Below are 23,674 nucleotides of genomic sequence, written 5' to 3'. Positions count from 1 at the left end.
CATCCGCTCGGATACCATCTTGAAAAAGGAAAAGGCTGCCTGAGAAAACCGGGCAGCCTAATGCTTAAAAGTTTTTCGATTTATCATTGGATTTATTTTTGGAAGGAAATATCCGCTGTTCTCCCTTTTCATAAAGAGCAAGCAATTGGTTGATAAACGCCAGCTTTGGTGCTGTCCAGAATACAAACAGGGCTGATAAAACTCCTAAGAGAGCTCCGGCCGCCACATCGAAAGGATAGTGGACGCCTGACCAAATCCGGGAAACCCCTACGGCGAAAGCGAGTACAAGCCACAGCCATCCCGTCTTCTTGTAGAATAAGAAGAATAAAAAACAGATTGAAAAAAATAAAATCGTATGGTCGCTCGGAAACGAATTATCAATTTCATGTTCAATCAGCTGATTGACATGCGGAAGTTCTGCAAAGGGCTGGTAGTTCGAATAAAGAGAGCCGGCGATTTTCCCGAGAATCTCAGCAATCACAAATGAGATGACTCCATAGATAACCATCAGTCTGTTTTTGGTGGTTCGGGTCAACCAATAAACCACAAGACCCAGCGCGAAAATATACATCATGTATTCCGCCAGAAAATAAACAGCTGGATTAAACATTGAATACTCTTTTCCTAAATCATTAATGGCACGAAAAACATCAATATTCAGCTCTGAAAAAGACATTTCCACATCTCCTTTTTTAAACTTTTATAGAAAATATATCCATTTCAACCGCGCAGAAAGGCCACTGATCATTCACTCCCGCGCTTTATCGAATGTCATATATGTAAAACCGGAAAGTTACAACAAGGGTGACAAGAGGAATTTGCAGGTCGCATCATTGCAAACTCCCTATACGCCATATCAATGAATATCGATCTTCTTAAAGTAAACAATCGTCGCGAGTAATCCAAGAATAGCTGCAGCAGAAACACTGATAAAAGAATATTCTGGCGGATACTCCGGAAAGAAGGTACCGGCAGCTATCACCCATACTGCTGACCAAGGGAATAATGCACTGTATTCCGTACCATACACCATAATGCTGACCATTGAAATAATGATCGTAAATATAATAGTGGGCACATAATTTTTAAACAGCAGCGTGACAAATATAATCGGCGTGATCAGGAAAAAGAGAAGAGCGCCTCCGATGATAAATTGTATAAACGATTCTAGCAGAACCTGGAATCTCAGCCCTTCAAACTGTCCGGCCAGTCCAAACAAAAAGGTCAGAACCCAAGCGATTAAAGTCAGCATCATGATCCAAATAAACAACAGAACCAATTTGCTGACAATGAGGCTGATTCTTGAAACAGGAATCGTTAATAGATTCTTCAGCGTGCTTTCAGTATATTCCCTATTGAATAAATACGAAGTAATAACGCCGTATAAAGGGACTCCGATCAGCAGGACAATATACAGGTTGGTATCGGAAAAAGTCTCGCTGAATCGAATGGGTACATCAGGGTACTTGGCTTTCTTGGCTAAAGACGATATAAAACAAATGAAAGGGGCTGCCGCCGCTCCCAGAATGCTGACTAAAAACATCTGTGAACGCTTAAGCTTCAGCAGTTCCGTGTATAGCAAATTAACCAATCGTCCCGCCCCCTATCAATTTCACGAAGTAGTCCTCAAGACTGTCCTCGCTCATCGTAATCTTCAATACTTCGATGCCGTTTTCGACAAACATTTTATTGAGCCTCCCCTGCTGACCCAAATGGGAATAGACCCGGATGATTCCGTCCTGGTGAACTTCATAGTCGTGAATATCAAAATGCTGTTCCATCAGAACGGCCGCTTTATTTTGATCGGATAATTGAAACTCAAGATATTTGCGGTTTTTTTCCCTAAGATGATCAAAAGGGGTTTCTTCAAGCAGCTTTCCTTCGTGAATGATCCCAACATGATCGACGAGCTGTTCGATTTCAGATAATATGTGGCTTGAAATGAAGATCGTGATGTTTCTTTCTTTGGCCAAGGAATGAATGAGCATTCTCATTTCCTTGATGCCGATCGGATCCAAGCCGTTTGTCGGTTCGTCTAATATCAGCAGCTCCGGATAGTGAAGCAGGGCTCTTGCAATCCCTAATCTTTGTTTCATTCCCAAGGAATATTTGCCGACGAGCTTTTTCGTTTCATTATGCAGCCCCACGATTTCCAATACTTCATCGATCGCATTTTTTTTGTGGACACCGATGATCTTCGCGTTGATCAATAGGTTTTCCCTCGCTGTCAAATTTGCATAAAAACCCGGGACTTCAACAATGGAGCCGATTCTCCTTAAAATGTCTTTTTTATTCTTGAAAAAGTTCTCTCCAAAAATCTCAATCTGCCCATGGGTGGGTTTGATCAATCCCAGCAGCATTCTGATTGTCGTTGTCTTGCCAGCGCCGTTTCGGCCTAAAAAACCGTATATATCTCCTTGTTTTACGTTTATATTAAGGTGATCTACAGATTTTTGCGACCCGTACATTTTCGTGAGATTCGTCGTTTTTATGATTGTGCTCAACTGGTTCACTCGCTTTCACCAACCTTATAGTTACATCATAAACAGAAGGATTTAATTCCTCCTTAACCAATTCTTAATTATTTCTTAAATGAATGGCGATGGTTTTGTTTAGGAAGTGAAAAACCAAAAGTCGTTTTTTTCCAAGGGACACTTTCCGCCCAGATGCTTCCGCGGTTTTTTTCGATTAGGGATTTGGCGATAGCAAGTCCTAAACCGCTGCCGTCATCAAGGCTTCTCGAGCGGTCTCTTCGATACATTCTTTCAAACACATGTTCAAGATCGCCTTCCGGAATTCCCGGTCCCTGATCCCAGATCAGAAGCTGATATTCATGCTCTGATTCTGTCAGCTCGATTCCCAGCACCTTCCCCTCTTTTCCATAATGGACGCCGTTTTTCACGATATTTTCTATCACGCGGATCAGACTCAGCCGATCCGCCATGACTAAACACTTTTTATCCGGAATCTGAACTTCCAATTCAATATCCTGTTTTTTCAGTTCAGGTAAAAAGTCTATCAGCGTTTCCCGAACGATTTCAGCAAAGTCAAAGGAATCGGTATTCAATTGGATTTCATTTGCATCCAGTTTTGCCATGTTAAAGATTTCGTCGATCAATTGCTTTAAGCTGTTGGATTTTTTAGAAATAATCTGAAGATATTCCTGCTTTTCTTCTTCAGAAGAAGCTACCCCGTCTTTTAAAGCATCTACATAGCCAATAATAGATGTAAGCGGCGTCCGGATATCGTGGGAAATGTTAGACAGCAGTCTTTTTCTCGCCGTTTCTGATTTGGCGGCGTTGATTTGCACTTTTTCAAGCTGTTCAATCAATTCATTCATCGAAAAAATGATTTCATTGAATAACCGGTTGTCTTTGGCAAGCAGCCTTCTACTTACATTCCCGTCTGCCACGCGCTTCAGCTCGGCATCAATCCATTTTAAATGGCTGATAAAACGAAGCCTTGAGACGAATAAAAGTGCGGTGCTCCCGAATAGAAAAATAAACAATATAACACTGAACATCCCGAAAGAGCCGGTATTAGTGAATAAAAGCGCCGCAGCCGCTGCAAATTGCAGGATGAGAAGGAGTATCTTTTTATCATTCAGCATCTTTCTCACCTACAAACTTATAGCCGATGCCCCACACAGTCTGAATAAACTGAGGATCAGAAGGGTCAGATTCTATTTTTTTTCTGAGCTTTCTGATATGCACCATGACTGTATTATCATCTTCTATGTATTGATTGCCCCAAGCGTTTCGAAACAGCTGCGTCTTCGTGAATACCTGGCCCGGATTTGCGGCGAAAAACTTCAGCAGTTCAAATTCCTTCGCTGTAAGCGAGATCTCCCGCCCTTCAGCCGTGACCGTATATTTTTTCAAATCAATGGTTAATCCTTTAAATTGAATCAGCGATTTTTCATCGGTGCGGCTCTCACTGCCGAGAACTAAAAAGCGCCTCAGCAGAGCTTTGATCCGTGCCAGAACTTCGTTCATGCTGAAAGGCTTTGTAATATAATCATCAGCACCCATCGACAGCCCTAATATTTTATCGCCTTCAAGGTCTTTGGCGGTCAGCATCAGGATCGGAACATTCGTATGACTCCTTATTCTTCTGCATACTTCTATTCCGTCGATCTTAGGCATCATCAAATCTAATATGATCAGGTGGTAATGGTTCTGTTCAAACAGCCTTAGAGCATCTTCCCCGTCAACTGCCGCATCTACCTCATACCACTCTCTTTTTAAATAGGTTTTCAATAAATCTCTGATTTCTTTTTCATCATCGGCTATGAGCACTCGTATGGCTTCCATGGTTTCACCCGCTTTATGTTTTGGTTTCTTCGAATTCCATCTATATGTCTACCCTCTTTTGATCGATGTCATCATTTGCGGCACAGACCGCTGCTTGTTTTTTGAAGTATTTCCTCTCTTTTCTTTGCTTTCCATTATAGCAGAGAGTTGATTTGTTCGGGAAAAGCAAAGGCATCCCGGAAGGATGCCTTTTTGCTTAAATTCTGACAGTCTTATTGATGATGTCATGAATTAATTTTGCGTTTTTTTCAAGAATTTCAGGATGGGATTTGGATATCATCTGCATGTGTTCTCCGGCTCCTTGCATGACTGTAAATGTCTTGGCCGCCGCTTTTTCCCACATCATGATCTGTTCATCCTGCCGGTCTTTCACCGATTTGATATAGCTTATATTTCCGTCAATTGTGCCGGTTGTCACCGCATTTTGGACATATAAATAAGACTTCATAATCAATTCAACTAAATAGTCGCTCATCAATTTCTCTAAATCTTCATATTTCTCAAGATCAAATGTTTGATAGATCTCCTTCCTGTACTCCTCCTCTGTGTACTGATGCTTCTCCGCTTCTGTACGGTATCTTGAATCGATGATGATCAAATCTTCAACTTCATATCCCTGCCGGTTCAATTCTTTTGCTACGTCAAATGCCAGTACTCCTCCCGACGAATATCCCATTAACGTATATGGCCCATCTCCTTGAATATGTTTGATGATGTCTGCATACTTTTCAATCCTATTTTCGGATTGGATGAAGTTGAAGCTGTAAACTGAATACTGTTCCAAATGTTTCGCCAAGCCCATGTAGGCGATGCCCATCGAAGCGGCCGGCGGGAAGCAGAACAGTTTTTTGCTGCCTTCTTCCGCACCGCTCAGCTGAATACAATCATCTGTATAGTCTTTTAGCAATTCTTGTGCATTTTTCAAAAAGCCCGACAGCTGTTTAATGGACGGCTTGGAGAAAATGTCCTTAAACGGGACTCTGAAGCCCAGATCTGCATATAGTCTTGAAACAAATGACATGACATGTAAAGAGTTGGCCCCGATATCGAATAAATTGGCATTGATGCTGATCGGTTTGATATTCAAAATATCTTCCCAGATGCGGGCCATCTTTTCTTCGAGCGCATGTTTTGGAGGCTCGTATTCTATTGCCGCACCCAGATTTACATCAGGCTCAGGAAGTGCCTTCAAATCCACTTTACCGTTAGGCGTAAGCGGCAATTCATCAAGCTTCAGTACATGGGACGGCACCATATATTCCGGAAGCTCTTTTGCTAAAAACTCTTTTATTGCTGCCTGTGTGATGTCTCTTTGTAAAACGACGTATGCACAAAGATATGGATCGTTGTTGTGATCTGTTTTTGCGGCAACTGCTGCATCTTCGATATCCAGGTGCCTTAATAATTGATTTTCTATTTCGCCAAGCTCGATGCGATAGCCCCGTATCTTGACTTGGTGGTCGACCCGGCCTAAAAACTCTATATTCCCATCCGGTCTCAGCCTTGCGAGGTCTCCTGTCCGATACATCCTTTCACCAGGCAAAAACGGATTTGGCAGGAATTTTTCTGACGTGAGCTCCGGTTTGTTCAGATAGCCTTTTGCCACTCCATCTCCGCCAATATACAGCTCTCCGGCAATTCCGATCGGCTGCACTTCTTGCTGGGCGTCCAGAATGTAAAGCTGGACATTCTGACCCGGCTTGCCGATAGGAACAGATACATGGCGATCTCGTCCGGCGTCATATTGATAAATCATGCAGCCGACAACTGTTTCAGTAGGCCCGTATTCGTTATAAATCTCAATCTTGTGCTGGAATTTCTCAGTGATTTCTTTGGCCAATTCAGATTTTAAATCTTCTCCGCCCACGATCAGCCGCTTGATGCTGGAGCCGCGGCCATCTATATCTTTTACCAGGCTTAAATGCGACGGGGTTAATTTTACAATCCCGGCTTTTTTGTCTTGGAATACTTTTCTGATGATCGGTTCGCTATCATCGCTCTCTTGATAGACAATCACTTTATTGCCTGAGATTAAAGGTGTAAAGATAGATGTCACCGTCAAATCAAACGCAACTGATGAGTAGAGGGCAAAATCGAGCTTATCACCCTGAACATATACTTGATCAGCCCACGCGATATAATTGACTAATCCTCTTTGCCTGATCATCGTCCCTTTCGGTTTGCCTGTAGATCCAGACGTGTAGATGATATAGGCGAGACTGTCGGCGTCGCTGGCTGGTTCCAGCTGATCGGCAGGATAGGCGCTGAAGTCTCCGTCTAAATAGACGGCTTCTTGCCGTGGCCCGCTCAGGCCCTTCTCGTTGTCCAGAAGGATGATATCCGCACCGCTGTCTTCCAGCATATACTTGATTCGCTCTTTCGGATAATCAGGATCAATCGGCAGATAGGCTCCTCCGGCTTTTAATATCCCCATAATCCCGATCATCATTTCCGGTGAGCGTTCTGCCTTGATGGCAACAATCGTGTCCGATTTGACCCCTTTTTCCCTCAGATGTCTTGCGAGCTGGTTTGATTTTTCATTTAGCTCACGATACGTCAGCTTGTCATTGTCAGACACAACCGCAGGAAGCTCAGGGGTTCTCTCGGCTTGTTCTTCAAATAGCTGGTGAATGGTCTTATCTTTCGGATAATCTCTCTTTGTCTCATTCAATTCGTACAGCAGCCTGTTTCTTTCTTTTTCCGAAAGGATCGTGATTTCGTTCAATGTTTGATCTTCATTCCGGACAACCTGTTCCATCACATGCTGGAGGTGTTCTTTGATGTTGTTGATGACTTGATCATGATATGCATTTCCGTCATAAGTGAATTTGATGACCAAACGGTCGCCTGGAACTGCCACAATATTGAATCCGTAATTTGTTTGTTCTTCAGTGTGTATTTCTTCAAAAACAAACTCCGGTCCGCCTTTTTCAACAGATTCAAAGGCGCTCTTATCAACCGCATAATTCTCGAAAATCATGACATGGTCCAGCAGATCTCTTTTTAATTCGCTGAGCGACTGCACTTCCGACAAGTTCATGTAGTTATATTTGCCGCTTTCTAAAGCTTCTTCTTGAACTTTCTTTATGATGTCCCTGAAGCTTTTATTTTTTTCCATTTTGATTCTTGTCGGTATTGTGTTGATGAAAAGCCCGACCATTTTTTCTATACCGGCTACATTCGCATCCCTGCCAGAGATGACGGTTCCGAATACCACGTCTTCCATTTGGTTGTATTTTGCCAGCAAAATGCCCCAAATGCTTTGCAGCACCGTATGGAAGGTTACACTGTTGCGATTTGCAAGCTGTGTGATTTGACTGGTCAATTCTGTTGAGAATTCAATTGCCGTTTCTTTTCTGTGATACTCACCATTTCCAGATTTGTTTTCCAATACCGAAATTTGCGATTTTTCGGCAAAACCTGATAAATATTTTTTCCAATAGGCTTTTCCGGCTTCTTTGTCCTGTTCCTCCAGCCACCTAATATAATCGCTGTACGGTCTTGCCTCTTCAAGCTGATGCTGCTGGCCTGCTGCTTTTCTGTGATAAATGCGGAACAGCTCTCCAAGAATAATCCCCCGGCACCAGCCGTCAAGCAGGATGTGGTGGTTTGTCCATATGAATGTATAGCTGTCCTCTGAGGTTCTCATCAACGCCGCTCTGATTAATGCTTCTCTGCTTAAATGAAAACCTTTCACCCTGTCTGCTTTGAGATATTTTTGAATCGTCAGCTCGCGTTGACCGGGACTTTGATGTCTTAAATCAAGATAGTAAAGATTGATCTTTCTGTCCCTAATGACAATATTTCTTGGTTCTTCCGTTATTTCATACTCAAGCGAAGCCCTCAGGATTTCGTGTCTAGCCATGATGTCATTGAAGCTTTCTTCAAATATCTTTTCGTCTATATATCCTTTAATGTCTATTGCCATTTGTTCAAAATACGCTTTGGATTCCGCGTCTTCAAGCGCATGGAACAGCATGCCTCTCTGCATGTTTGCGAGCGGATATATTTTTTCGATTTCCATCCCTTTATATTTCAGCTTGATTTCCTCCAGCTGAGATATGCTGATGTTCTTATCTCCATAATCGGACGGCGTTTTTTCCGCTTCTTCTTGATAAACGCAGTGAGTGATCACCGTTTTAAGGGCTTCTTTATATTTTTCTGTAAAGGTTTTGACGATGTCTTCATTGTATGCTCTTGTATGATATGTCGTTTGAATGATTAGCTGTCCATTCAACACGACTGCATTTATTTCCATCGGGTGTTCTCTTATGATGCCGTTTCCGATCACTTCTCCCGGTGACAGCGGCGAAGAAGAAAACGCTTTGCTGTTGATATCTTCATCAAGCTGTCCTAAATAATTAAACAAAATTGGAGATGCCGCACCTTTTATGATGTCTGGGTCTCTAGTTAAATATTTTAATATCCCGTATCCTATTCCTTTATTTGGCACTTTTCTCAAATGCTCTTTGACCACTTTGATATTTTTGGAAATATCTGTTTCTTCTCCTAAATCGATCAATACCGGATATTTTGATGTGAACCAGCCTACTGTTCTGCTGATATCGATGCCGTCTCCAACCTTTTCTCGTCCATGCCCTTCCATGCTGATTCTTAACTTGTTTTGACCTGTCATATCCCTTGCCGCAATCAAAAGCGCTGTGATCAAAATATCGTTGATTTCGGTATGATAAGCTTGATTTGTTTCTCTTAAAAGCTGCCTTGTTTCTTCTTCCCCAAGTTGTGTATTTAATGTCTGGCTGTCCTCAAATTTGAAGATGCCGGCATCTTCATTCATTTCTAAAAATTCGATGTCTTCTTGCAATGTCTGGCTCCAATAATTCTTTTCTTTCAGCAGCTTTTCAGTTTGCGAATACTTCGTCATTTGTCGTGCATATTCTTGATAGGAAGCCGTTTTTGGATAGAATTCGACTTTTCTTCCGTTTAATAATTGGCTGTACCCCAGCGCCAAATCTTCAAATAAAATTCTCCAGGAGATCCCGTCGATCACGAGATGATGGATGATGATCAAAAGATGGTCTCCTTCATTCGTTTTGAATATCGCCAGTTTCACTAGAGGGCCGCGTTTGATGTCGATGCTATGCTGGAGCTCTGTTGCCAATTGATGAACCTTTTGATAAAGCTCTTTTTCATGTGAGACATCATAAACGAATAAATCCAACTGATTGCTGTCCGGCCCTTGGTTATATTGCAGAACTTTTCCGTTTTCTTCTTTATACACCATCCGCAGTGCATCGTGATGCTTTACGATTTCTCCAAATATACGTTTGACAATGTCCTCGTTGAATCCGCTTTTTCTAAACAGCATGACAGCGTGGTTATAGTGGTTTCTGTCCGTTTTGTTCCGTGTGAAGTATTCTTGTTGAATTGGCGTCAGCAGGACCTCGCCTTGAACCGTTTCATAGGATGCCGTCTTGCCTGTTTCGGCCTTGACATATTTGCTTAAAGACTTAATTTGCGGATTTGCAAATAAATCTTTCATTTCAAGTGTAATGCCTTCTCTTGATAATCTTGAAATAATCTGCAGCGCTTTGATGGAGTCGCCGCCCGCTGCAAAAAAGTGATGCGTGATCCCTAGATTTTCGACTCCCAGCACTTCTTTCCATACCATGACCAGCTGTTCTTCTGTAAGGTTCCGCGGTGCTTCATATTCGGCCTCTGTGCTCAGCTCCGGTTCAGGCAGTGCGGCCATGTCGATCTTTCCGTTGGCGGTCAGCGGCATGTGTTCAATCTGGACAAAATAGGACGGAATCATATAGTCAGGAAGCTCATTTTTCAGATAAGATCTGATGTCTTCGAATGTCACTCTCACATCTGCTGTAAAATAGGCGCAAAGCTGTCTGCTGCCTTCCTCAGCTTCTTTTACAGCGATGAAGGCTTCCCTTATCTTTTCATGTGTTAATAGCCTGTTTTTAATCTCTTCCGTTTCTATTCTGTAGCCCCTCACCTTCACTTGGGTGTCGATCCGGCCTGAAAGTTCGATGTTTCCATCGCTTAACCTTCTGGCCAGATCCCCTGTCCGGTACATTCTTTCATTTTGTTCAAACGGATTTTCGACGAATTTTTCAGCCGTTACATCAGGTCTGTTCACATAGCCGCCTGCCACTCCATCTCCTGTGATGCACAGCTCTCCGAATACACCTTCCGGAAGCAGTTTCATGTTTTGATCCAAGACATATGCCTTCGTATTATGAATCGGCGTGCCGATGACCGGAGACGCTTTGAAAGATTGAAGCCGCTCCGGGTCGATCACCTTAAAGACCGATCCGATTGTCGTTTCCGTAGGCCCGTAATGGTTCATGATCACACCATTTGGATATTGCTTGTAAAACGCCTCTACATCCCGCGTATTGATCATTTCTCCGCCCAAAACAGCCAGCCTGAGTTTTTCGCAATGATTTTCGGCAGAGAAGCTCGGATCATTGACCAAAATATGAAACAGAGACGGCGTCAATTTCAGATAAGTGATCTCATTTTCTTTCATATATTTGAGTGCTCGATGGGCATTTGAATAAACTGCTTTTCTTGCGATGTGCAGTTCGCTTCCGCTTAAAAGAGCTGAGAATATGCCCGTATAGCCCAAATCAAATGCATAGGAAGACACAAGCAATGCTTTATCGTTTTCTTTCAGGCCCGCTTCCTTTATAAACCACGCTGTGTAGTTCACCACATTGTAATGTCTGACAAAAACCCCTTTTGGTTTTCCTGTGGAACCTGATGTGTAAATGATATATGCATTGTTTTCAGCTGCACTGCATGCGGACAGGTTTGACGAATCCTTTGCATAGATGCTGCTGTCTTCAACATTGACGACTTCTCCATGGAAGATGACGTTCTCCATGACAGAGCCTTTGACCAGCCATATCTTCGCCGCACTATCTTGTAAAATCTCATTTGTCCGTTTGGACAGCTGCTCCGTATCTATTGGCAAATATGCCGCTCCGGCCTTCAGCACCGCCATCATGGACACAATCATCTCAAGCGATGGTTCAATCATGATGCCGACGGCTGCACCGGCTCCGGCTCCTTTTTCTCTCAAAAGTCTCGCCAATTGATTTGATCTTTCATTTAGTTCCCTATACGTGAGCTTTCTATCCTCAAACACGACTGCGGTTTTGTCAGGCGTTTGCTCAGCCTGCTCTTCAAATAGCTCATGAACGGTTTTATCCTTTGGATAATCAGCTTGTTTCCCGTGATGCTTAGTGAGAAGCGTATTCATTTCTTCTTTTGACAGCATATTGATCTCGTTTAATTGCATATCAGGACGGTTTGCTATTTCTTTTAGTATATGGATAAAGTGCCCTGCCATTCTTTTAATGGTTGTCCTCTTAAATAGTTTTGTGCAGTAATTGAGAACGCATTGAATATCATCATCTGTTTCAGCAGCTGTGAGCGTTAAATCAAATTTTGATATTTGCATATCTGTTTGAAGCGGTTTAAATTTTAGGCCTTCTATGTCAAATTCATCACTGTCAAAGTTTTGCAGAACGAGCATTGTATCAAACAGCGCGTTCCTACTCATATCCCGTTTTACATCCAGTTTTTCAACCAGTTCGTCAAATTGATAGTCCTGATTTTCGTACGCTTTCAGCGCCGTTTCTTTTACCTCTTTTAAATAATCGGTAAATAGCATGCCGCCTTTTGGAAAATTCCTCATCGCAAGTGTATTGATAAACATGCCGATGACATGTTTCAAATCGCTGTGGTGTCTTCCCGCAATCGGTGAGCCAACGATGATATCGTCTTGACCGGTATATTTAGAAAGCAGTGTTGTGTAGCCCGCTAAAAGCAGCATGTACATCGTGACGCCAGTTTCTCTCGCCAGCTTCTTTAGCTTCGCGGACGTTTCACCGTCTATTTCAAACTCAAAGATATCCCCTTCAAAATGGCGTTTTTGCGGCCTTTGATAATCGGTCGGCAAGTTCAGGACCGGCACTTCATCTTGAAAGACATTCAGCCAGTAGTCTTCCTGCTTTTTGATCTCATCCTTTTGGTAAAATTGCTTTTGCCATTCTGAAAAATCTTTGTACTGAATCGGCAACGGCGGCAGTTGTTTCCCCTCATATAACTCGGCCAGCTCTTGTGTGAAAACGGCCAGTGATACGCCGTCTGATATGATATGATGCATATCGAACATCATAATATGTTCGTCATCATTCACTTTTAATAGTTCCGTTCTTAGAAGCGGCGCTTTTTCGAGGTCAAACGGTCTGATGAACGATTTGATTTTCTCTTCCAGCCGCTCTGTTCCCAGTTGGCCGTACTTCACTTTAAAATCGATGTCTTTTTCGATCTTCTGCACAGGTTCGCCGTCTGCCATCAATATCGACGTCCTCAAGGCCTCATGTCTTTGAATCAATTGTTGAAAAGCCTCTTCAAACCGATGCACATCAAAATGACCTTCAATTTTCATGACGAAAGGCATGTTGTAAGAAGTGCCGCCGCCTTCGATCTGGTTGAGGATATACAGCCTTCTTTGTGACGATGACAAGCTGTAATATTCTTTATCTTCCACTTTCGTTATGGACGCATAAGGGCTTTCTTTCGTTGAATCGATATATGCTCCGAGATCTTTTATTGTCGGTGTTTCGAATAGTTGTCGTAAAGGCACTTCAATCTTCAGTTCTTTATGCATTTTTGCAGCCAAAGCCGCAGCTTTAAGAGAATGTCCGCCGAGCTCAAAGAAATTGTCGCTGATCCCGATTTTTTCGACCCCTAAAACGTCCTCCCAAATCGAGACAAGTTTTTCTTCCGCTGCATGTCTCGGCGCTTCATATTCAGCTTGAGCACCCGCGCGGCCATCCGGCTCCGGCAGCGCTTTTCTGTCGATTTTCCCGTTGGCTGTAAGCGGCAGTTGATCAAGCTTGACAAAGTACTGCGGAACCATATATTCCGGAAGTTCTCTTAACAAAAATGTTCTGATATCTGAAATGCTTGATGCTTTTTCTAAAGCGATGTATGCACAAAGGTATTTGCCGCCGTCTTGATCTTCTCTTGCTATAACTGCGGCTTGCTGAATGCTTTCAAATGTAAGCAATCGGTTTTCTATTTCCCCAAGTTCGATTCTGTATCCGCGTATCTTGACTTGGTGATCGATTCTTCCTAAATATTCGATGCTCCCGTCAGGCAGAAACCTTGCAAGATCTCCCGTACGGTACATTCTTTCCCCCTGAACAAACGGGTTTGAAACAAATTTCTCAGCGGTGAGGTCAGGTTTGTTTACGTATCCGCGCGCCAGGCCTTCCCCTGCGATGTACAGCTCTCCGGGCGCTCCGATCGGCGCCAGTTTCCGCCGGCTATCAAAAATATAACAGGTCAGCGTCGGAATCGGACAGCCGATATTGCTCACATTCGTTTCAATATCTTGTTTTGTCATTTCTTTAAATGTAGCGTGCACGGTCGTCTCCGTAATGCCATACATATTAATCAGCCTTGTCTGCGGGTACTTATGACGCCACGGCTTCAACATCGAAGGATTCAGCGCCTCTCCCCCGAAAATCACGTAGCGGATGTGAAGCTGCGCCTCCGGATGCCTGCATTCTTCGTTCACAAGCTTAGAGAAAGCGGTCGGAGTCTGGTTCAGCACCGTCACCATGTTTTCCCTTAGCAGCTTAAGGAAAGCCCTGCTGTCTTTCGCAGTATATTTCGGTACAACCACAACTTTTCCGCCATAAAGCAGAGCGCCATACATTTCCCATACCGAGAAGTCGAAGCAGTAGGAGTGGAACATCGTCCATACATCACGATCATTGAAGTCAAACTGCTGCTTTTCGTTCACCAGCAAGCGGACCACATTTCGGTGCTCGATCATACAGCCCTTCGGCTTGCCCGTCGTTCCTGACGTATAGATGATATAAGCGGTGTCTTCCGGCTGATTGACCGGTTTGGGATTTTTCGCATCTGCCGGCTCATCCGCGTTCAGATCATCTATGTCTAACAAGATTCCGGAGAAAGATTTCGGGCAAAACGTCTCCGAATGAATCAGCAAAATCCCCGTCCCGCTGTCTTCAAGCATGTACCGAATCCGTTCTTCCGGATAATCCGGATCGATTGGCAGATATGCGCCGCCTGCTTTTAGAATGCCAAGCATAGCGACGATCATGCCGGCAGAACGTTCCATCATCACTCCTACAATATCATCAGGGCGGACACCTTTTTCCCGCAGGACATGCGCTAGCCGGTTTGCTCTGGCATTCAATTCTCTGTAAGTCAGCTTCTCTTCTTCAAATACAACCGCCATATGGCCAGGCGTCCGTTCTGCTTGTTCTTCAAACAATTGCTGGATCGTTTTATCTTTTGGATAAGCGGCGCTCGTATCATTAAAATCGTACAAGAGCGTCCTTCTTTCTTTTTCCGCCAGGATATCTATTTCGCTTATTTTCGTATTTTCATTTGCCACCACTTGCTCAACGACTCTTTTGATATGGTTTCCGATGTTATCGATGGTGTCCTCGTCATAGACATTTCCGTCATATGTTAATGCCAAAGTCAGCTCTTCACCAGGTGTTGCTGACATGCTAAAGCTGTAATTACTTTGTTCTGCAGCGCTGATCGCTTTGACTTCAAAACCCGTCTCCATTTGGTTCTGCTCCAAAAGCTGATCATCCACTTCATAGTTCTCAAACACAAGAATATGGTCGATCAGATCTTTTTTCAAGCTGCTCAAAGCCTGGACTTCAGCAAGATTCATATAGTTGTAGCCATTGCTTTCGATCGCTTCTGCCTGCACTATTTTGAGGACATCGTTAAATCCCGCATTTTGATTGAACCTGATTCTTGTCGGGATGGTGTTGATAAACAGTCCGATCATGTCTTCTATTCCGTCTACTTTTGCTTCCCTTCCCGATACGACTGTTCCAAACACTACATCTTCTATATTGTTATATTTCGTTAAAATAAGACCCCAGATCGTCTGAAGCACCGTATGAAGGGTTACGCTGTTTTTGCCGGCCAATTGCTTCATTTGATTTGTAAGCTGCTTTGAAAAGCTGATGACTTTTTCTTGTCTGTCATACGGGCTGTTCTTTTTCCCTTTCTTGAACTTTGGAATTTGCGCCTGTTCCTCATATCCTGCCAAATATTTTTGCCAGTATTGACGGGCCTCTTCTTTATCTTGTCTTTCCAGCCATTGAATATAATCGCTGTACGGCTTCGGTTCCTTTAACTGGAGGGCTTCGCCTTTGATCATTTTTTCGTAGACGGCAAACAGCTCGCCGATGATAATGCCCAGGCACCAGCCGTCCAATAAAATATGATGATGGCTCCATATCAGTTGGTATGATCCGCGGTCTGTTTTAATCAAATAAACTCTCATGAGCACATCTTTGCTTAAGTCAAAGCCTTTATCCCGATCTTCATTGATATATTTTTCAATGACCACACCTTTTTGAGGAGAGGCGCTGTTCTCGATACCATAATAGTAAAAATCTATTTTCCGATTTTCAATGATAATTTGTCTCGGTTCCTCAACGATTTCATACTCATAGGAAGCCCTTAATATTTCATGTCTTTTCACGATCTCATTAAAGCTTTTCTCAAGGATGTCTGGATCAACATATCCCTCAATATCCATAACCGTCTGCTGAAAATATGCACTTGATGTTTGATCCTCGATGGCATGAAACAGCATTCCCTTTTGCATATTGGCCAGCGGATAGATTTTTTCAATTCGGGCGTCTTTGTATTTGCCCTTTATTTCTTCAAGTTCGTCTAAACTGATGTTTGTATCTCCGTAGTCAAACGGCGTCCTTTCACTTTCCGCTTGATTTGTGCAGTGGTCAATGATTTTTTCAAGGCTTTCTTTATATGTTTCATTCAGTCGGCTGATCGTATCTTTTGTGTATTCTAACGGATTAAAGGTTGTATGAATCACCAGCTCATGGTTGATGATGATGGAGTTGATTTCAATTGAATGGCTCCTTGAAATTTTCCCGCCGATGCTTTCGCCTTCAGAAAAGTTTGACCCTGAAAATTCGCCGCGATTAATGTCCGAATCGATTTCGCCTAAATAGTTGAAAGAAATCTTGGCTTTTTCTTCATTCATGAAATCTGGATCTTCGGCTAAATATTTTAATATTCCATAGCCTATTCCCTTATTCGGTATTTTTCGCAACGTTTCTTTGACCATTTTTATATGTTGAGAGATTCCTTTTTCATCCCCCAAATCGAGGAGCACTGGATACATCGTCGTAAACCAGCCCACCGTTCTGCTGATATCAGCGCCTTCCAGAATGTCTTCCCTGCCGTGGCCTTCCATCATGACCTTTAGCTTGTTTTCGCCGGTGATGTCCCTGATTCCGGATAATAATCCCGTCAACAAAATATCATTGATTTCCGTGTTGTAAGCTCTGTTCGTTTTTCTCAGCAGGCTCGCTGTCGTTTGTTTGTCCAGCGTGATGCTTAGTGTCGTGCTGTTGGCGAATATATCCCTTTTTAATGTTTGGTTTTGAGGCATGAATGGGACTTCAGCCTTTGCGATATTCCGCCAGTACTCCGCCTCATTCAGTAATCGGCGGCTGCCGGCATACGCCTTTAATCGGCGGGCGAAGTCCTGATAGGAATCCGTTTTGTATCCGACTTCGAGCGTTTCACCTTTTAATGCCTGGCTGTACAATATGTCGAAGTCCTCGAATAGAATTCTCCACGATACACCGTCAACGACAAGGTGGTGGATGACAATGAGCAGATGGTCGCCCTCATCTGTTTGAAAGATGGCGAGGTTAACCAGCTTCCCTTTTTCAATGGATGATTTTTTTTGAATGCTAGTCGCCAGCTCATGAATCTTTTCCGATTTATGACCAAGCCCTCTCACATCATATACATTCAGATCGAAAAGGTTTTCCTGATAGTCTCTGTTATATTGAATGACGGTCCCGTTTTTTTCTTCATATATCATCCTTAACGCATCGTGGTGCCCCAATATTTTATTGAAGGCCATTCTTACGCAGTTTTCATCAAAGCCGTCTTTTCTAAAGAGTATAAAGGACTGGTTGAAGTGGTCGAGCTCTTCTTTGTTATTTGTAAAATACCATTTTTGAATCGGTGTTAACTCTGTTTGTCCTTCAACCATTTCATAAGCTTTTTGCCGCTCATTTTGCTTTTTGACATATTTGCTTAGATCCCTGATTTTAGGATTCGCAAACAAATCCTTCATTTCAAGCTTCAGGTCAAGTCTTGAGAGTCTTGATACGATTTGCAGCGCCTTAATCGAATCTCCCCCTGCTGCAAAGAAATGATGGTTGATGCCTATGTCCTCTGCGCCGAGCACATCCCTCCAAATGTCGACAAGCTTTGCCTCTGTTTCATTCCGCGGCGGTTCATACTCCGCTCCTGTGCCGACATGCCTGGCAGGTTCAGGCAGTGCTTTTCGATCAACTTTATCGTTTGAGGTGAGCGGCAGCTGATCAAGTCTGACAAAATAAGCCGGAATCATATAATGAGGAAGCTCTTTTTCCAGCCATTCGCTAACCTCGGTTGCCGTCAATTCTTTTTTGGAGACGATATAAGCACACAAATAATGGTTATTGGCGTCGTCAGTCCTGGATATGGCGGCCGCTTCTTCGATATTGTCATGCTTGAGCAATTGATTCTCGATCTCGCCGAGTTCAATCCGGTATCCGCGAATTTTCACCTGATGGTCTATTCTTCCTAAAAACTCGAGATTTCCATCAGGCAGCCATCTGGCCAGATCTCCTGTCCGGTACAGTCTTTCTTCCGATATCAATGGATTTGGAATAAACTTTTCAGCGGTCAGTTCCGGTTGATTTAAATATCCGCGGGCCAGACTGATTCCGCCGACACACAGCTCTCCCACAACGCCTGTCGGGACGGGCTGCTGATGTTGATCCAATACATATACTTTTGTATTTGCAATCGGACTGCCGATATGAGGGCGGCCGGTTCCTCTGTAAACCCCCGCCGTTGCACAAACAGTCGTTTCCGTTGGCCCGTAAGCATTGATAAACACTTTGCTGTCAGACCATCTTTTTGCAAGTTCTTCGCTGCAGGCAGAACCAGCGGATACGATGACTTGGAGATGCTCCAATTGAGATTCATCCAACACATTCAGAACCGTCGGCGGCAACGTAGCATGGGTGATCTCATGATGCCTTAAAAAACTTGTTAACGGCTGTCCCGGCATCAGATCCTCTTGCCGGCCGAGAATCAAAGCCGCCCCGGCTGCAAGGGCTGGAAATATTTCAAATGCTGATGCATCAAATGAAAGAGAAGCAAATTGTATCGCTCTGCTTTCCGGTTTTAAATGCATCCATTCAATGACTGCCTGAACCAGATTGCACAACCCTTTTTGTTCGATTAATACACCCTTCGGTTTTCCGGTGGAGCCTGAAGTATAGATGATATAGGCCAGATCCCCGCTCTGATTGACAGGAAGCAAACGATCTGCGTCTTGCTTGGCAATCTGTTTGTCGTGAATGTCTACTTTAATAAAATCGGCATCTTTTATAGAAGTCCGTTCTTTTATGAGCTTATCCTGCGTCAGGAGAATCTTTGTTTGACTGTCTTCAAGGATGTACTTGATCCTGTCTTCGGGATATGCCGGGTCAAGCGGGAGATATGCGCCTCCGGCCTTCAGAATTCCCAGGATTCCAACGATCATTTCAGGAGAACGTTCGACCATGATGCCAACTGCCGAATTCGGTTTTACTCCTTTTTCTCTTAAAAACCGGGCCAATTGATTTGACCTTTCATTTAATTCACGATATGTCATTTTTTGTTCTTCAAACACGACCGCTGTATAGTCCGGCGTTTTCTCAGCACGCTCCTCAAATAACTGACAAATGGTTTGGTTTTTTGGGAAATCTGTCTTTGTATCGTTAAACTGATACAATAACGTGTTTCTTTCATTGCCTGACATCATCTCTATTTTGTGCAGCGGCATGTCTGTATGATTGGAGATTTCCTTTAAAACATGAACAAAGTGCTCGGACATTTTTTCAATCGTCTCTTTATTAAATAGCTTTGTGCAGTATTCCAAATCAAACTCTATGCCGGCGTCCTTTTCGACTGCCGATAATGTGAAGTCAAATTTGGAAATATGCACGTCGCTTTCATATGTTTCAAATGTCAGCCCTTTTATTTCGGCATCCGCATGATCAAGATTTTGCAGGACGAACATTGTATCAAACAGCGGGTTTCTGCTCATGTCTCTATTGACATCAAGCTGTTCAACAAGATCATCAAATTGATAATCTTGATGTTCATATGCTTTGAGCGCCGTCTCTTTTACTTCTTTTAAATATTCAGTGAATGTCTTTTCGCCTTTTGGATAGTTTCTCATCGCAAGCGTATTGACAAACATCCCGATCACATGTTTCAGATCGTGGTGCTGTCTTCCTTCGATCGGCGATCCGACGATTAAATCTTCTTGTCCGGTATATTTTGAAAGCAGAACCGTATAGGCCGCCAGAAGAAGCATATACATTGTAACCCCGTTGTCTTTGGCGATTCGATGAAGGTTTTTCGTCAATTCGCTGTCTACTTTAAAACTGATTCTGTCGCCTTCAACACTTTTCATTTGCGGTCTCGGGAAATCTGTCGGCATATTGAGAACCGGGATTTCGCCTTTAAAGACATTCAGCCAATAGTTTTTCTGTTTTTTTATTTCATCTTTTTGATAAAATGCTCTTTGCCATTCTGAATAATCTTTATATTGAATGTTGAGCGGCTCCAATTCTTTTCCATCATATAAATCACAAATTTCTTTTGTTAGAACGCCCATAGAAGCGCCGTCTGAAATGATATGGTGCATATCAAACAGCAGGATATGTTCTTTTTCATCGACCTTTACCACTTCCGCTCTAAAAAGCGGCGCTTTTTCCAAATCAAACGGCCTGACAAACGCTTTTATTTTTTCTGAAATGGATGAAGATCCTAATTCACTGTATTTGATGCTGAAATCAATATTTTCTTCAATCTTTTGAACAGGCTCTCCTTCTGCCATCAAAAAGGAGGTTCTAAACGCCTCATGTCTTCCCGTTATGTTTTTCAACACGTTCTCAAAGCGGCGGATATCAAAGCTGCCCTTTACTTTCATTGTGAAAGGTATGTTATAGGACAATCCGCTGCCTTCGATTTTATTGAGAATGTATAATCTTTTTTGGGCAGAGGAAAGGTGATAGCAGTCTTTTTCCTCCACCTTTTGAATGGATGAATAAACCGTTTCTTTTGTTGACCGAATATATTTTCCCAGTCCTTTGATTGTAGGGGTTTTAAATATTTGTCTCAGAGGTGTTTCCGTCTTAAGCTCTTTCTGGATTTTTGATGCCATCGCGGCCGCTTTGAGAGAATGTCCTCCGATTTCGAAGAAGTGATCGTTGATGCCGATCTTCTCCACCCCTAAAATGTCTCGCCAAATCGCTGCCAGCTTTTCTTCTGTTTCATTTCGCGGCGCTTCATACTCCGTTTCCGCCCCTGCCGTTCTGTCAGGCTCCGGCAAGGCTTTTCTGTTCACTTTCCCGTTTTTGGTCAGCGGCAGTTTGTCCAGTTTGACAAAATAGGCGGGAATCATGTAGTCCGGCAGCTTTTCTCCCAAAAATCCTCTCAGCTCTTCAACCGGCATCTCGCGGTTTGCGGTGATGTAGGCGCAAATGTACGGGCGGCTTTCCCCGTCTTCCCTGACGGTGACGATCGTCTCGTTTATGTCTTCGTGTTTTTCCAATTGGCTTTCGATTTCTCCGAGTTCAATCCGGAAGCCGCGGATTTTCACCTGATGGTCGATCCGCCCGATAAATTCGATGTTGCCGTCAGGCAGCCATTTCGCCAAATCGCCCGTCTTGTAAAGCCTTTCTCCCGGGATAAACGGATGCGGGATGAATGTTTCCGATGTGAGCTCATCCCGGTTTAAATACCCTTTGCTTAAGCCGTCTCCAGCTATGCACAGCTCACCGGGAACGCCGATTGGAAGAAGTTTTCCGTCTTCGTCCATGATCAATGCCGATGTATTCGCCAATGGCCTGCCGATCGGGATCGTTTCCGCTGCTTCATCAATCTCATTGATGAAGTAATATGTCGCATAAACCGTGCTTTCCGTCGGGCCGTATACATGGATCAGCTTGTCCTGGCCAACCCGGTCGAGCACTTTTTTCGCATGCGGAATCGAAATTCTTTCGCCGCCAAACAGGATTTTTCGCAGATTGGCGAGAGAGTCGATATTGATGTCGGCGAGCGTATTGAACAGCGCCGTCGTCATGAACATTACGCTGACCTTTTCTTTCTCGATCACATCGGCCAGCTCATTGATATTCAATACCGTTTCTTTCTCAATCATGACGAGTGATGCGCCGTTTAAAAGAGCTCCGAATATATCGAATATCGATCCGTCGAACGAATAGTTGGACAGCTGAAGAATGACGTCGTCCGTTCGGATGTCAATATAGTTGGTGTTCCGCACGACACGCACCGCACTGTAGTGCGGAGCGACCACGCCTTTCGGCATTCCTGTTGAACCGGATGTGTAGATGATATAGGCGGCATCGCCGGAGTCATTGACAGCGTCCAGCCGCTCTTCGCTGAATCTGTCGAATGCCGTCTTGTCCAAATGAATGACCTCAGCCTCGCAATCGATTTCGTCTGCCGCTTCACCTTGCGTAAGCAGCACACCCGCCTCCGTGTCTTTCAGCATATAGGAGATTCTGTCTTTAGGCGTTTCAGGATCAATCGGCAAATATGCGCCTCCCGCTTTTAAAATCCCCATGATGCCGATGATCATCTCAAAGGATCGGTCTAATAGGAGCGCCGCAATCGAGCCGGCCCCTACGCCTTTTTCCCTGAGAAGCCTTGCCGCTTGGTTTGATTTTTCGTCCAGCTCTCTGTAGGTCATATTTTGGCTGCCGAACACAACGGCTGTATGATCAGGCGTCTTCATCGCTTGTTCTTCAAAAAGCTGATGGATCGTCTTGTCTTTTGGATAATCGGTTTTTGTATCGTTGAATGCGTATAACAAGGTATTTCTTTCTTCCTCTGATACGAGATCGATTTCACTTAATGTTTTTTCTTCATCTTCCGTCACCTGTTCTGCGACTGCGGTGATATGCTTTTCGATATGATTGATGATTGTCTCGTCATAAACATTTTCATCATAGATGATCAATAGCTTTAAATGATCGTCCAATCCTGCGGAAATGCTGAAACTATAATTTGTCTGCTCTTCTCCGCTGACACTCTCCATTTCAAAACCGACATCATTTTTCTGTTCAAATGCTTTTTGATCAACGGCATAGTTTTCAAAGACCATGACATGATCGATCAAATCGTTTTTCAATTCGGTCAGCGCTTGAACCTCCGCCAAATTCATGTAATTGTAGCGGTTGCTTTCCAAAGCATCGGATTGCGTTTTTCTTAAGACATCTTTAAAGCGCTTGTTTTTTTCAAGCCTGACTCTGGTCGGGATGGTGTTGATGAAGACGCCGACCATTTTTTCAATTCCTTCGACCTCCGCATCTCTTCCAGAGACAACCGTTCCAAAAACAACATCTTCACTGTTGTTGTATTTTGCTAAAATCACGCCCCAAATGCCTTGTAAAACGGTATTGATGGTCACATGATTTCGATTCGCCAGTTTTATGAGGCGATTTGTGAGTTCTTTGGAACATTCAATTGTTTTTTCTTTTCTTTTAAATAGAGCAGATGCAGAGTGTGTGCGAAGCTTTGGAATCAGAGTCTTTTGGTCATAGCCGTTCAAATATTTCCCCCAATATTCCTGAGCTTCATCTTTATCCTGGCTTTCCAGCCATTTGATATAGTCGCTGTACGGTCTCGGCTCTTCCAATTGAAGACCTTTGCCTTTTCGTTTCTTTTCGTAAATCGTAAACAGCTCATCCAGGATGATTCCAAGGCACCATCCGTCAAGCAATATGTGATGATACGTCCAGACAAATTGATAAGAATCCTCAGCCGTTCTAAAGAGACAGGCTCTCATCAGCGTTTCTTTAGCTAAGTCAAAACCCTTTTGCCTATCTTCATTTAAATAACTTTCCAAAACATCCTCTTGATCGTTTTGCTTGCGTATATCCCTATGCTCAAACTTTACGTTTCGATCTTTCATAATGACATGCAGCGGCTCATCCAATCTGTAATGAAATGATGCTCTTAATATCTCATGTCTTTTCATGATTTCATTTAGGCTATCCTCAAACACCCGTTCATCTACATAACCTTTTAACTCAATGATTAATTGCTCAAAATATGCATTTGACGCTTCGTCCTCCATCGCATGAAAGAGCATTCCTTTTTGCATGTTTGATAACGGATATATTTTCTCAACTTTGGTTTTCATATCGTAATCTCATCTCCTAGAATTCCTTTAGTTTTCCGGAACCACA

General features: G+C 43.3%; 6 protein-coding genes. All 6 read right to left on the bottom strand.

What is annotated here, in order from left to right:
• Positions 1–64: 64 nt before the first annotated feature.
• Positions 65–676 carry an undecaprenyl-diphosphatase gene (locus BTA30_RS01855; protein WP_076758527.1) on the bottom strand — a complete coding sequence of 204 codons (612 nt, stop codon included), beginning with the start codon at positions 674–676 and terminating at the stop codon, positions 65–67.
• Between the two features lie 180 nt (positions 677–856).
• Positions 857–1,591 (bottom strand): ABC transporter permease, encoded by a 735-nt coding sequence (locus BTA30_RS01850; RefSeq protein WP_076758525.1) that lies wholly within the window; start codon positions 1,589–1,591, stop codon positions 857–859.
• Positions 1,584–2,504, bottom strand: coding sequence for a bacitracin resistance ABC transporter ATP-binding subunit BcrA (gene bcrA / locus BTA30_RS01845; protein ID WP_125921371.1), 921 nt, complete (start codon positions 2,502–2,504; stop codon positions 1,584–1,586). The genes BTA30_RS01850 and bcrA overlap by 8 nt, the downstream gene beginning before the upstream one ends.
• A 77-nt stretch (positions 2,505–2,581) precedes the next feature.
• Positions 2,582–3,610: a sensor histidine kinase gene (locus BTA30_RS01840; RefSeq protein ID WP_076758522.1), complete on the bottom strand. Its 1,029-nt coding sequence runs from the start codon at positions 3,608–3,610 to the stop codon at positions 2,582–2,584.
• A complete protein-coding gene (locus tag BTA30_RS01835; RefSeq protein ID WP_076758520.1) occupies positions 3,600–4,313 on the bottom strand; it encodes a response regulator transcription factor in 714 nt (237 codons plus the stop codon). The genes BTA30_RS01840 and BTA30_RS01835 overlap by 11 nt, the downstream gene beginning before the upstream one ends.
• A 196-nt stretch (positions 4,314–4,509) precedes the next feature.
• The gene (locus BTA30_RS01830; RefSeq protein WP_076758518.1) at positions 4,510–23,628 is read right to left on the bottom strand and encodes a non-ribosomal peptide synthetase; all 19,119 of its coding nucleotides are present in this window, start codon (positions 23,626–23,628) and stop codon (positions 4,510–4,512) included.
• Positions 23,629–23,674: the final 46 nt, after the last annotated feature.

The sequence above is a fragment of the Bacillus swezeyi genome (assembly GCF_001969815.1).
In the GTDB taxonomy this organism is placed as follows: domain Bacteria; phylum Bacillota; class Bacilli; order Bacillales; family Bacillaceae; genus Bacillus; species Bacillus swezeyi.
The sequence above is the reverse complement of the archived record's forward strand: the minus strand, read 5'-3'. Positions and strand labels throughout refer to the sequence as shown.